11 protein-coding genes, 1 tRNA gene and 1 pseudogene are annotated in these 12,415 nt (G+C 65.8%); 10 read left to right on the plus strand and 3 right to left on the minus strand.

Annotated features, from left to right (window positions below):
• The first annotated feature begins 4 nt into the window (after nucleotides 1–4).
• From QZ149_RS04415 to QZ149_RS04430, 4 genes are all read left to right on the plus strand, one after another.
• On the plus strand, nucleotides 5–979 hold the full coding sequence (locus tag QZ149_RS04415) for a 4-(cytidine 5'-diphospho)-2-C-methyl-D-erythritol kinase (RefSeq protein ID WP_291450062.1): 975 nt from the start codon (nucleotides 5–7) through the stop codon (nucleotides 977–979).
• Nucleotides 979–2,913 (plus strand): ABC-F family ATP-binding cassette domain-containing protein, encoded by a 1,935-nt coding sequence (locus tag QZ149_RS04420; protein ID WP_291450063.1) that lies wholly within the window; start codon nucleotides 979–981, stop codon nucleotides 2,911–2,913. Before QZ149_RS04415 ends, QZ149_RS04420 begins: the two co-directional genes overlap by 1 nt.
• Before the next feature lie 91 nt (nucleotides 2,914–3,004).
• Nucleotides 3,005–4,612 carry a glycosyl hydrolase family 28-related protein gene (locus tag QZ149_RS04425; protein ID WP_291450064.1) on the plus strand — a complete coding sequence of 536 codons (1,608 nt, stop codon included), beginning with the start codon at nucleotides 3,005–3,007 and terminating at the stop codon, nucleotides 4,610–4,612.
• Nucleotides 4,613–5,047: 435 nt separating this feature from the next.
• Complete coding sequence (locus QZ149_RS04430) at nucleotides 5,048–5,323, plus strand: DUF1540 domain-containing protein (RefSeq protein WP_009647950.1); 276 nt, start codon at nucleotides 5,048–5,050, stop codon at nucleotides 5,321–5,323.
• Nucleotides 5,324–5,397: 74 nt separating this feature from the next.
• On the opposite strand, the gene QZ149_RS04435 is transcribed toward QZ149_RS04430, so the two are convergent.
• On the minus strand, nucleotides 5,398–6,030 hold the full coding sequence (locus QZ149_RS04435; protein ID WP_291450065.1) for a TetR/AcrR family transcriptional regulator: 633 nt from the start codon (nucleotides 6,028–6,030) through the stop codon (nucleotides 5,398–5,400).
• A gap of 111 nt (nucleotides 6,031–6,141) precedes the next feature.
• Here QZ149_RS04435 and QZ149_RS04440 point away from each other — a divergent pair.
• The 6 genes from QZ149_RS04440 to QZ149_RS04465 all read left to right on the plus strand — a co-directional run bounded on the left by QZ149_RS04440 (nucleotide 6,142) and on the right by QZ149_RS04465 (nucleotide 11,604).
• A tRNA-Gln gene (locus QZ149_RS04440) sits at nucleotides 6,142–6,212 on the plus strand.
• 43 nt (nucleotides 6,213–6,255) lie between these two features.
• The gene (locus QZ149_RS04445; protein WP_291450066.1) at nucleotides 6,256–7,305 is read left to right on the plus strand and encodes an NTP transferase domain-containing protein; all 1,050 of its coding nucleotides are present in this window, start codon (nucleotides 6,256–6,258) and stop codon (nucleotides 7,303–7,305) included.
• Nucleotides 7,306–7,329: 24 nt separating this feature from the next.
• Nucleotides 7,330–8,301 (plus strand): ribose-phosphate diphosphokinase, encoded by a 972-nt coding sequence (locus tag QZ149_RS04450; protein ID WP_291450067.1) that lies wholly within the window; start codon nucleotides 7,330–7,332, stop codon nucleotides 8,299–8,301.
• Between the two features lie 166 nt (nucleotides 8,302–8,467).
• Entirely contained in the window at nucleotides 8,468–9,064 is a 597-nt protein-coding gene (locus QZ149_RS04455) for a 50S ribosomal protein L25/general stress protein Ctc (protein WP_291450068.1), read from the plus strand.
• A gap of 79 nt (nucleotides 9,065–9,143) precedes the next feature.
• A complete protein-coding gene (locus tag QZ149_RS04460; protein WP_291450069.1) occupies nucleotides 9,144–10,262 on the plus strand; it encodes a mannose-1-phosphate guanylyltransferase in 1,119 nt (372 codons plus the stop codon).
• 163 nt (nucleotides 10,263–10,425) lie between these two features.
• On the plus strand, nucleotides 10,426–11,604 hold the full coding sequence (locus QZ149_RS04465) for a BMP family ABC transporter substrate-binding protein (protein WP_291450070.1): 1,179 nt from the start codon (nucleotides 10,426–10,428) through the stop codon (nucleotides 11,602–11,604).
• Between the two features lie 73 nt (nucleotides 11,605–11,677).
• Here the strand turns inward: QZ149_RS04465 and QZ149_RS09985 are convergent, their stop codons facing one another.
• Together QZ149_RS09985 and QZ149_RS04470 are read right to left on the minus strand one after the other, a co-directional pair.
• A complete protein-coding gene (locus QZ149_RS09985) occupies nucleotides 11,678–11,767 on the minus strand; it encodes an NgoMIV family type II restriction endonuclease (RefSeq protein WP_366488198.1) in 90 nt (29 codons plus the stop codon).
• A 243-nt stretch (nucleotides 11,768–12,010) separates the two neighbouring features.
• Nucleotides 12,011–12,415 (minus strand): annotated as a pseudogene (locus QZ149_RS04470) (phosphomannomutase); the annotation flags it as partial.

The following is a 12,415-nucleotide window of genomic DNA, read 5'->3' on the forward strand; positions in this document are numbered from 1 at the left end:
CGCCATGCGTGAAGTGCGTGCCAGCGCGCCCGGAAAAGTCAACTTGACCCTGCGCGTGGGCGCACCCACGCCCGACGGCTACCACCCCCTCGTCACGGTCTTCGAGGCCCTGAACCTGCGCGAAACTGTCACCGTGCGCACCTCTAAGGCACCCGGCGTGCGCGTTGAGACAATCGCGTACCTGCCCGACGGCAGCGTCGACGAGGCGACGACCCGTGCTATGGCGGACGTGGATCCGCAGACCCACTTGGCCGTGCGCGCCGCGCGTGTCCTCCAGCGTCTCGCCGCTGCAGGCCCCTGGGCCTCCACGGCCGCGGGCCTGAGCATCCGCGTCGACAAGCGCGTCCCCGTCGCCGGCGGCATGGCCGGAGGCTCCGCCGACGCGGCGGCCGCCCTGGTGGCCTGCAACGAGTTGTGGGAGCTGGGCCTGGGTGCCGATCAGCTGGAGACGATTGGTCGCACGCTGGGTGCAGATGTTCCCGCGTGCCTGGCGGGCGGCATCGCGCTGGGAACCGGGCGCGGGGACCACATGAGCGTCCTGCGCGAAGGGGAAGAGGAGGGCCAGCACTACTGGGTCATGCTCCTGTCCCACGAGGGCCTGTCCACCCCGTCAGTTTTCCGCGAGTTCGACCGAGTCGACGCAGAGCAAGCGCCCGCCCTCGCCGAACCCACGCCCGAGGAGGTTGCCGCCCTGTGCGCGGGACCCGAGAGCCTTCGCCACTGCCTCGTCAATGACCTGCAGGCCCCCGCTCTGCGCCTGCGCCCCGAACTGGCTGACACGATTGCCGCGGCGAGGGATGCGGGTGCCCTGGCCGTCACGCTGTCCGGGTCCGGCCCGACCGTCGCGGCCCTCGCGCGTGACGCTGAGCACGCCCACACCCTCGCGGCCACTTTGAGCGACGCGCCCACGGTCGCGCGCGCCATCCCCACCCATGGGCCCGCGCGTGGTGCCCGCATCGAATCGACGGAGGCCATCTGATGGCGCACCTGCTCGGAACACAGAACGTCGGTGCCCTCGCGGGCTCCCGCAAGCTCCTCGAAGGAGTCACGGTCGGCCTCGACGATGGCAGCCGCGTCGGCATCCTCGGCCCGAACGGCGCGGGAAAGTCTACGCTCCTGCGCATCGTTGCCGGCACACAGGAACCCGACGGGGGAGTAGTGACCCGGCGCGACGGCGTGCGCGTCGCCGTCCTCACCCAGACGGACACCCTCAACCCCGAGGACACGGTCATCAAGGCCGTTCATCCCGGCTTGGAGGAGTACGAGTGGGCCTCCGACCCGGCCGTGCGCGACATTCACGCCGGCCTCCTCGCCGACATCGCCCCCGCCGCGCTCGTCGGTACCCTGTCGGGCGGCCAGCGTCGCCGCGTCGCGCTGGCCCGCGTCCTCGCGGCCACCGCCGATATCGTGTGCCTGGACGAACCCACCAACCACCTCGACGTCGAGGGCGTGGCCTGGCTGGCCGCCCACCTGAACGCCCGTTTCGCTCGCCCCGGTGCCTCTGGCGCGCTCCTTGCCGTCACCCACGACCGCTGGTTCCTCGACGCCGTGTGCGAGCACATCTGGGAGGTCGTTCCCGGCGTCGACCCGGGTGGTGATCGTCCGCAGATCGCCGGGCACGTCGAAATCTACGACGGCTCGTACGCTGCCTACACGCTGGCCCGCGCCGAGCGCGTGCGCCAGGCCGACGTTGCCGCCGCTAAGCGCGCCAACCTGCTGACTAAGGAACTTGCGTGGCTGCGCCGCGGTGCCCCCGCCCGTACCTCGAAGCCGAAGTTCCACATCGCTGCCGCCGAGGCCCTCATCGCCGACGTGCCGCCCCCGCGCGACACCGTTGAGCTGGTCAAGATGGCGACCGCGCGCCTGGGCAAGGATGTCATCGACCTTGAGGACGTCTCCGTGTCCTTCACACGCCCCGACGGCTCGCATCTGGACATTCTTCAGGGCGTCACCTGGCGCCTGGCCCCCGCCGAGCGCGTCGGCATCGTCGGCGTCAACGGCGCCGGCAAGACGACGATCCTCAACCTGCTGCGCGGCGACCTCGAGCCCACCTCGGGGCGCGTCAAGCGCGGCAAGACCGTCCAGGTCGCCACCCTTTCCCAGGACACCCACGAGCTCGACGCCCTGGCCGACATGCGCGTCGTCGAGGCCGTCGCCGACGTCGCCCAGAGTGTCGTCGTGGACGGCAAGGAGGTCAGCGCCTCCCAGATGACGGAGCGCATGGGATTCACGCGTACCCGCGCCTACACGCGCATCAGCGAAATCTCGGGCGGTGAGCGCCGCCGTCTCCAGCTCATGCGTCTGCTCATGAGTCAGCCCAACGTGCTGCTCCTCGACGAGCCCACGAACGACCTGGACACCGACACCCTCGCGTCTATGGAGGACCTGCTCGACACCTTCCCGGGCACGCTCGTTGTTGTCTCCCACGACCGCTACCTCCTCGAACGCGTCACCGATCACCAGGTCGCCCTCCTTGGCGACGGCCAGGTGCGCGCCCTCCCCGGTGGCGTCGAGCAGTACCTGCAGATGCGCGCCTCCGGTGACTTCGGGGCTTTTGGCGTCTCCACTCGCGCCGACGAGGCCGGCTCTACCTCCCGCTCCGCCGCGCAGCCCGCGGACGCCGCCTCGGGCGGGGAGAGCGCGGGGCAGGGGAGCGCTCGCGGCGGCGTGAGTGACGCGGCGGCGCGGCGCGCGGCCAAGAAGGAAGTGGCCCGCATCGAACGTAAGCTGGATCGCCTGCGCGCCGAGGCCTCGAACCTGGAGGCGAAGCTGGAGAAGCTGTCGATCAAGGTGGCCACCGATGCCTCGGCCGTCTCAGAATTGACGAAGGTGTCCGCGCAGCATCAGGACATCTTGGGGGAGATTGACGGGCTGGAGGAGGCCTGGTTGGAAGCTGCTGAGGCGGCTGAGTAAAACGGGTGTGGCGGGTGCTGCGACCCGCTGCTGAACTGCGACCCTCGACCTGTCCTCCGAGACAGCCTGGCAGTACGTCGGCGGCGATCACGTGTACGACGAGCCCAGTCAGGCCCCCTCCTCCACGAGCGCACGCTTCCGTTTCGACGAGGCTCACACCCTGCTAAACCGCCAGGTCCACAAGGGCGACCACATTCAGATCGTCAAGGTGGGGGACGACCAGAATGCCTACGGCATCGACTTCATTGAGCTTGAGGAGGCGCTGCCTGAGATTCAGCGTCCGGCTGACGCTGTCAGCATCGCCGACTACCAGGGTGCGCAGCCCGGCGACGGCGTGGATGATTCTGATGCGCTTATCTGGGCGATGAACGAGGCTGCGAACACCTCCTCCAAGACGGTCTACATCCCGGCGGGAACCTGGGAGCTGGGACGAAAGATCGGCCTCGATCATTCCGATCTGACGATCCGGGGCGCGGGCATGTGGTACACGAATCTGCGCTTCACGTCCGACCAGGTTGGCGGTGGCGGCTTCGTCTTCAACCGTGGCGTGGGTGGCGTGACCATGACTGATTTCTACATGTCTTCTTCCCTGACCTCCCGTTACGGTGAGAAGGCACAGTACAAGGGCTTCGCCGGATCGGCTGGGGCGAACACCCGCGTCGCCAACGTGTGGGTCGAGCATTTCGAGTGTGGCTTCTGGATGGGCGACTACGTGGATGCCAGTCAGATGACCTACACGGACGGTATGGTCATTGAGAACGCCCGCATTCGCAACAACTTCGCGGACGGCGTGAACTTCGCGCAGGGCACCGCGAACTCGACGGTGCGTAACTCCTCCGTGCGCGGTAATGGTGACGACGGCCTCGCCTCCTGGTCGAGTATTGACACCTCGACGAACAGTCAGGCGCGTGTCGCTGAGGCCAACTCCTTCGTCGGCAACACTATCGAGTTGGGCTGGCGGGCCTCGGGTATCGGTATCTTCGGAGGCAAGTCCCACGCCGTTCGTGACAACCTGCTCATCAACAATTTCTCCGGCGCTGGCATCCGCCTGAACACCGTGTTTGATGGCCACAACTTTGACCTGAACACGGATGGTGGCATCACGATCGCTCACAACAAGCTGGTGCGCTCGGGCACGACGAACGATTTCTACGGCAATACGCGCGGCGCGATCGACTTCCAGGAAGTCAAGGGGGACATTCGCAACGTCTCCGTCACCGACAACATCATTGTTCGCCCCTACGCTGAGGAGATCCGCGCCGACTTTGGCCTCGGCGAGAGTGCTCTGTCTTCCCGCGGCATTGCGCTGCGCGATAACAAGCGTGACGACGAGGCCGGCTACACTGCCAAGAGCCAAGTCGTGAACTACGCGCAGGTCAACGGCTCGGTTGTTCGTGGCATCCCGGAGACGGATGATTTCAGCCTCTATTGGTTCCAGGGTGAGGAGGGCGGCCCCGACGGCACGACTCACCGCTACTGGATATCGAAGGCCGACGGCGTCGGGCTGACCGGCGACATGGAGTATTCGCAAGAAGGGAATACCCGGGTCTACAACGTCGCGACCGGTGACGTGCCCCAGTATCTGCCCGCCTCCTCGACTGATTTCTCGGGTTCCTACACGTACGTCGGTGATCTGGCGCGCTCGCAGCCGGCCGACGATGGAACGACGGTCGTGATCCGTTTCTGGTCCGCGAAGTGACCTGACTCCGTTTTCGTGGTCGCATTCGCCCGCGCTGCCTCGGTAGCGCGGGCGAGTTGTGTCATGCTCGCCATGGACGAGGCCGTGGTGCCGTGGGTGAATGCGGATCCTCCGTAGCGGCTTCTGTGCGGTGTGTGAGGTGGTTGAAGCAGGGGGCCAAGCGGCTCCCACCATAGGTGCGGCAAAGATGAACAGTGCAGGCTCACCTATCCGAATTACGCAAAAGAAATGCCTGTTTTATTTACGTAATTAGTGATGATACAAGCGCGAAAATAGTTCCCGCATGCGCGGTGCATAGTGTTGGAATTGCAACGAAAAACCGCTTGTCTTGCACATATTGCGAAAAGGCGTATCACTGGAGTCAACAGCGCGGCCAACCCGGTCGCGACCGGCTATCAAGAGGCCCCACGGGGCCACGTTGTAAAGGACACTCCAATGGCAGATATGCCCCGCATCCTCGATTGCTCCGTCCTCGACTGCTCCTACAACAAGGAGAAGAGCTGCGGAGCCGCCGCAATCACCGTCGGCTACTCGACCTCCTGCACGACCTTCATCCCGCTGACCGTCAAGGGTGGCCTCGCCAAGGCCGAATCCTTCGTTGGTGCCTGCCAGAAGGCCGACTGCGCCCACAACAACGCCCTCGAGTGCACCGCCGCCTCCATCTCGGTCGGCGCGGGCACCGCGGACTGCCTCTCCTACGAGGCGCGCTGAGCGCACCACACACGAACGAGGCCGTGGCAGGGATTACCCGCCACGGCCTCGTCGTATGTTCTGTCGAGGAGCACCTAGCGTCCGTCGCTCGAGCGCACCCGAAGCGTGGGGTGGGGACTCAGGCCGCGCTGGCCGTTCCAGATGAGGTTGACGACGTGTGCGGCGACCTCGTCCTTCTTCATACGCCGGTCATCGAGCCACCACTGTCCGACCTGCGCGATGAGGCCGACGAGCATCTGTGCGTACAGCGGCGACCAGGTGGTATTGAAGTTCGAACGCTTGAATTGAGCGGCGATGATGTGCTCGACGCGCGTTGCGACGTCGCCCATGATTGAGGAAAACGACCCCGCCGTTCGATCCGAGGGCGCGTCGCGCACCAGCACGCGGAAGCCGTCCGTGTTGCGCTCGATATAGTCGAGCAAACCCAGGGTCGCGTTCTCCAGGATGAGGCGTGGACGCTCGGAAGACTCCAGGGAGGACTGGAGGGAGAAAATGAGGGCCTGTACCTCGCGGTCCACGATGACGGCGTACAGGCCTTCCTTGCCGCCGAAGTGCTCGTAAATGACGGGCTTGGAAACTTTCGCGCGGGCAGCGATCTCTTCGACGCTGGTCGCCCCGAAGCCCTTTTCGGCGAACAGAGAGCGCCCCACGGCCACCAGCTGCTCGCGGCGTGCGAAGCCGCTCATGCGTGTCCTCTTCTCAGCCATGCCTCCAGTATCACACGGGACGAGGCCTGGGCGGGGCGGGTGGTTTGGGTGCGGGGGAGTGGCGCGTTTGAAAGCGCCCATGAGGTCCGGGTATTATCACTGTGGACGCATTCCGCCTTGGTGTAACGGCAGCACAGAGGTTTTTGGTGCCTTTAGTCTAGGTTCGAATCCTAGGGGCGGAGCGATCAGATCCGTATCGGATCTGTTAACCCTTTGAGGAGGAATATGTCTCGCCCCGCCGCCGTCATCGTCCTGGCCGCCGGTCAGGGAACGCGCATGAAATCAGCCCTCCCGAAGGTTGTGCATCCCCTCGCTGGCCTGTCCATGATCGGACACGCTCTGCGCGCTGCTCACGGCCTCGACCCCGAGCATTTGGTCGCCGTCGTGCGCCACCAGCGCGAGGTTGTCGCCGCAGAAATCGCGCGCGTAAGTCCCGCCGCCATCATCGCCGACCAGGATGAGATTCCCGGCACCGGCCGCGCCGTCCAGTGCGGCCTCGAGGCTCTCGACGCCGCAGTCGCCCCCGCGCCCGGCACAATTGTCGTCACCTACGGCGATGTTCCTCTCCTGTCGACGGACACCCTGGCCGAGCTGGTCGCCACCCATGAGGGCGCGGGGCACGCCGTCACTGTCCTGACTTCGCGCGTTGAGGATCCCACCGGCTACGGGCGCATTATCCGCGACGCCTCCGGCACGGTCACCGCCATCGTTGAGCAGCGCGACGCGACGCCCGAGCAGGCCGCGATCAACGAGATCAACGCGGGTATCTACGCGTTCGATGCACAGTTCCTGCGCGATGCTCTGTCCTCCCTGGGGACTGACAACGACCAGGGCGAGGTGTACCTGACCGACGTGCTGGCTGCAGCGGCTCCCGCGGGCCGCACCGCCGGTGCCCTGGAGCTCACCGACCACTGGCAGAGCGCCGGTGCGAATGACCGTGTCCAACTCGCTGAGCTGGGCGCGGAGCTCAACAAGCGTCTCTGCGAGGCGCTCATGCGTTCCGGCGTGACCATCGTCGATCCGGCCTCCACCTGGGTCGATGTCGATGTGAGGGTCGGCGCGGACACCACGATCTACCCCGGTACCTGCCTGCGGGGTACCACACGCGTTGGTGATAACTGTGAAATCGGTCCTAACGCCACGCTGATTGATACGGAAATCGGGGATCGCGCTGTGGTTCCCGCCGCGTGGATCGGTCAGGGCTGCGTCGCAGCCGATACGATGGTTAAGCCTTACAGCACCATCGGCACACTGATCGTGGCGCCTCGCGCCTGATCCAACACAAGGAGAGACCACCGTATGAGCGGACTGGTGACCACTGGAGAAAAGAATCTCGTCCTCGTTTCTGGGCGAGCTCACATGGACCTGGCTCATGCCGTGGGCGAGGAAATCGGATGTGGGGTTTCGCCGGTGACGGCCTACGACTTCGCCTCCGGCGAGATTTACGTGCGCTTCAACGAGTCCGTTCGCGGCGCCGACGTGTTCGTCCTGCAGTCCATCGCGGGCGACATCAACAAGTGGCTCATGGAGCAGCTCATCATGATTGATGCTGCCAAGCGTGCGTCCGCGAAGCGCATCACCGTGGTCGCTCCCTTCTACCCCTACTCCCGTCAGGACAAGAAGCACCAGGGCCGCGAGCCTATCTCCGCCCGTCTGATGGCCGACCTGTACCGTACCGCCGGTGCCGACCGCATCATGAGCGTGGACCTGCATGCCTCGCAGGAGCAGGGCTTCTTCGATGGCCCGGTCGACCACCTTTTCGCCATGCCGGTCCTCGTGGACTACGTGCGCGGCCGCGTCGACCTGTCCAACACGGCCGTTGTCTCCCCGGACGCCGGTCGTATCCGCGTTGCCGAAAAGTGGTCGAAGAAGCTGGGCGGCGCACCCCTGGCCTTCGTTCACAAGACCCGCGACACGACTCGCCCGAACGTTGCCGTCGCGAACCGCGTCGTCGGCGATGTCGCTGGCAAGGAATGCGTCCTGGTCGATGACATGATCGACACCGCCGGTACGATCACCGAGGCGATCAACGTCCTCACCAACGCCGGTGCCAAGAAGGTTATCGTTGTGGCCACCCACGGTATCCTCTCCGACCCGGCCGCCAAGCGTCTCTCCGAGTCCGGAGCCGCCGAGGTTGTCGTCACCGACACCCTGCCGATCCCTGCTGAGAAGCGCTTCGAGCAGCTCACCGTCCTGTCTATCGCGCCGCTCCTGGCTCGCGCGATTCACGAGGTCTTCGAAGACGGTTCGGTCACATCGCTGTTTAACTGACGGATTCCCGCTTCACATCCGCCCTCGTCGTGAGGTAACCTGTTGGGGTTGCTCCGGCGAGGGCGGATCCGTATCCGCCGTTATCGACAGGGCTTGAATTGATGCGCGTAGCGCTTCCTTCACTCTGCCGACACCGACGCCGGACCTGAGAAACGAAGGAAAACACATGAGCGACAACCCCGTCCTGCTTGCCGAAGAGCGTTCCGAGTTCGGTAAGGGTGCCTCCCGCCGCGCCCGCCGCGCCGGCAAGGTCCCCACCGTTCTCTACGGCCACGGCGAAGAGCCCCGTCACCTCGACGTTCCCGGTCACGATCTGTTCCTGATCGTCCGTGGCAACAAGAACGCGCTCGTTGAGCTGAAGATCGACGGCAAGTCCCAGCTGGCCCTCGTCAAGGACGTTCAGGTTCACCCTGTGCGCCGCGACATTCTGCACGCCGACTTCCAGGCCGTCAAGGCCGGCGAGAAGGTCGACGTTGAGGTTCCCGTCGTCGTGACCGGCGAGCCCGTCCCTGGCACCGTCCACTCCCTGGAGGAGTTCGCCATCCTGGTGAAGGCTCCCGCCACCTCCATCCCCGAGCACGTCGAGGTCTCCATCGATGGCATTGAGGCCGGTTCCGCCGTGCACGTCTCCGACCTCAAGCTGCCCGCCGGTGTGGAGGTCGAGCTCGACGCTGAGACGGTCATCGTGTCCATCCAGGAAGCCGCCGCTGAAGAAGCTGAGGAAGCTACCGAAGAGGCTGCCGCTGAGGGCGACGCCGAGTGAGGCCCGCTTAGCAGACGCTTTCCGGTGAGGGGGCGAGGTTTTGGCCTCGCTCCCTCGTCGTATCTGCGATACTGGGGGCATGAGTGACCTCCACGTGATTATCCCCGCCGGCGGTGCCGGCACCCGCCTGTGGCCGCTGTCGCGGCGTCGCCGTCCCAAGTTCCTCCTCGACCTGGCGGGCACGGGCCGTACCCTTCTGCAGGGTACGGTGGACCGCCTAGCTTCTGGGGCCTCGTCCGTGACCATCGTGACCGGTCAAGCGCACCGCGATGGCGTACTCGCCCAGCTTCCCGAGTTCGCTTCCTCGCAGGAACGCACGCTCCTCATCGAGCCATCGGGGCGCGATTCCATGGCCGCGATCGGATTGGCCGCCTACGTCGTGCGCGAGCGCTTTGGGGACGATGCCATCGTCGGCTCGTTCGCCGCCGACCACCTGATTGCGCGCCCCGAGCTGCTGCGCGCCGCCGTTGCAACCGCGATTGGTGCCGCGCGCGACGGATACGTCGTGACGATTGGGCTGACGCCCACCGAGGCCTCGACCGCCTACGGCTACATCGCGCCCGGACCTGCTCTGTCCGGTGAGGACGAGGCTGGGGTGGCTGGCGCTGCCGGGCGTGCCCGCCGGGTCGCCGAGTTCGTCGAAAAGCCCGATGCGGACACTGCTGCCCGCTACGTGTCCCAGGGCTACCTGTGGAACGCGGGCATGTTCATCATGTCTGCGGGTGTCCTGGCCTCCCACCTGGCCCGACTCATGCCCGACCTGCACGCGCGCCTAGAGACTATTGCGCGCTCGTGGGGAACGCCGCAGTTCGAAGCGACGCTGGAGGAGAACTGGCCGCACCTGACTAAGATCGCCATCGATCACGCCATCGCTGAACCCGTTGCTGCCGACGGGGGAGTGGCCGTCGTTCCCGCTGACGCCGCCCTCGGCTGGACGGACCTGGGCGACTTTGAGGCGCTGACCGGTATTGCTGCCGCCGCGGGCAGCCTCGGTGAGGCCATCCGCATCGACTCTGAGGGTGCCGCCGTCTACGGATCCGTGGGTGAGGATGGCCCGCTCGTCGCTCTCGTTGGGGTGCCCGACGTCGCGGTGGCCCTGACCTCTGACGCGATCCTCGTGACGCGCCTGGAGCGCGCGCAGGCCGTCAAGTCCGTCGTCGATATGCTTGCCGAGGCCGGTCGCTCCGACTTGCTCTGATAGCCTTCCGCCAGGCGACGCGAGTGCCTCCGTGACTCACGGTGATCCCGCGCCGCCTTCGAGTGTATGCTGTCGGGTGAGGTGCACCGCCCCGGGCGGCGTTGCGCGCGGCTCGGCTGGTACCGTGTTGGGCAGAAAGACGCCCCGACGAAAGGGATGAGACGTGAATAAGCGGACTCTCGCTGCCTTCGCTACTACGGCCACGGTGGCTGCCCTGGCTGTGAGCGCATGCTCGCCGACGCCCGGCGCTACCCCGGCCGCGTCCGCGAAGGTCTGCGTCGCTACCTCGAGTACGCACACGGACCCCGCGACGGACCCCGTCGCGCGTGCCCTCGCGGATGCCGCGAACAATGCGTCGATCACCTATCAGGCCGGATCGGGTGAGGCAGCACCGGCCTCGCTCGTGGCCTCCGGCTGCACGCTGATCGTCGGCACCGACTCCACCACGGCCTCGTCTATTTCCGAGGCCGCGCGCGCCAACCCGAAGGTCCGTTTCGCGCTCGTCGGTGCCTCGTTCACGGATGCGAAGGGCAATCCCACCTCCCTCAAGAATGGTTCCGTCATCAACGTCAGGGCCTCCGAGGCCGCCTACCTGGCTGGCTACGCGTCGGCCGGCATGACCACGACGGGTACGCTTGCTGTCATCGGCGGGTCGCGCGACAATGTCACCGCGTCGCAGATGGATGCCTTCGCGGAAGGCGTCGACGCCTACAACCTCGCGAAGGGCACGTCTATCGCCGTCCTGGGCTGGAATAACGCCGCCAAGGACGGGACATTTGTCGACAGCGCCGAGAACGTTGAGGCTACTGCCGCCAACTTTATCGCGCAGGGTGCCGACATCATTCTGCCCCTCGCGGGGGAGAACAACGCGGGTGCCGCGCGCGCTGTCACCGCGGCTGGTAACCCGATGGTGCGTCTCATCTGGTCGGGCTTGACGAAGGCTGACCTCAAGGGTCTGACCCGCGACGAGGCTGTATCCGCCGAGTCGCCCATGTCGGGCCAGGCCGGTCCGCAGATGGTCGAGCAGGTCGACACGCAGTCTTTCTCTGACTCGTTCAGCTACATCCAGATCACCGACGCGGTGCGCTCGTCTATTGGAGCGCCCGTGCTGACCGGTATTGTTCTCGACTATTCCGCGGCAATGGATACGCTCATTTCCGATGCCACGGCAGGCGCGCCTGCATCGACTGTCCCCGTGTCGCTGGTGTCCGGCGGCGTGATCCTCACCGGCTTCGGTGCCTACACACCGATGTTGTCTTCTGACCTGAAGCTGGGCCTGTCCGACATGGCCGGTCAGATCGAGACGGGCGGCATGGTAATTTCCACGCCTTTCGACGTGTGAGTTGAAATGTGCTGTGAGTGGTGCCCGGGCGCGAGAGCGCCTGGGCACCACTGTTCGCGCCAGGGGTGCGTCGTTAGATCGCCAAGTCGAGGGGTAAATCGGCGATGTCACGCAGACGTTGACCGTCGATGACGGTGGAAGAACCGACGCTCGTCGAGGAGATTGATGCTCATGCGACAGCCTCCTGCCCACGACTGTCTGCCCTGAGAGCAGAGGCGATTGCGATGCCACCGCGCGGGCAACTGGCGGTGGGAACGCGTTGCCAACCTGACGGTACGTGTTAATCTTCGCACCCGTGATCGCCCAATCGTCGGGGTGTTCTCACTCATACGCGCAGACTACGGGTGAGCATGCACATCTGCGTCCCCTTGTCCTCACCTCATGGGGACGTAACTCGGCCTACCGCTTAGCGCGGCGCGAGGAGCGCGAGGGCCGCGCCTGCACTGATCGCGTCGGCGTCCATGACGAAGGCCGGATCCACGCAGTACAGTCCCCGGCCCGCCGGGATCACGGGACTCGTTGCCAGCGCCTCACCCAGGGCGGTACGCACCTGCTCCTCGGACAGAGAAGAACAAAGCGTTCGTCCCTCGCAGCACACGTGCAGTGACAAGCCCGCCCCGGCCTCGTCAATGGGGACGCCCAGGCGTTCCAGCAGGGAGGTCAGGAGGCCCGTGGGGTCCTCGACGGATACGGGTGTGGGCACGTGCGCGGCGTCGGATAGGGATGAGATGCGTGAGACCGTGCGATCTACGTAGGCACCGATCATGCCCTCGCCCACACACTCCCAGCCCCCCTCGGCGCGGGGGAGGGC

It is taken from the genome of Actinomyces sp. ICM47 (assembly GCF_905369875.1).
Taxonomy (GTDB): Bacteria; Actinomycetota; Actinomycetes; order Actinomycetales; family Actinomycetaceae; genus Pauljensenia.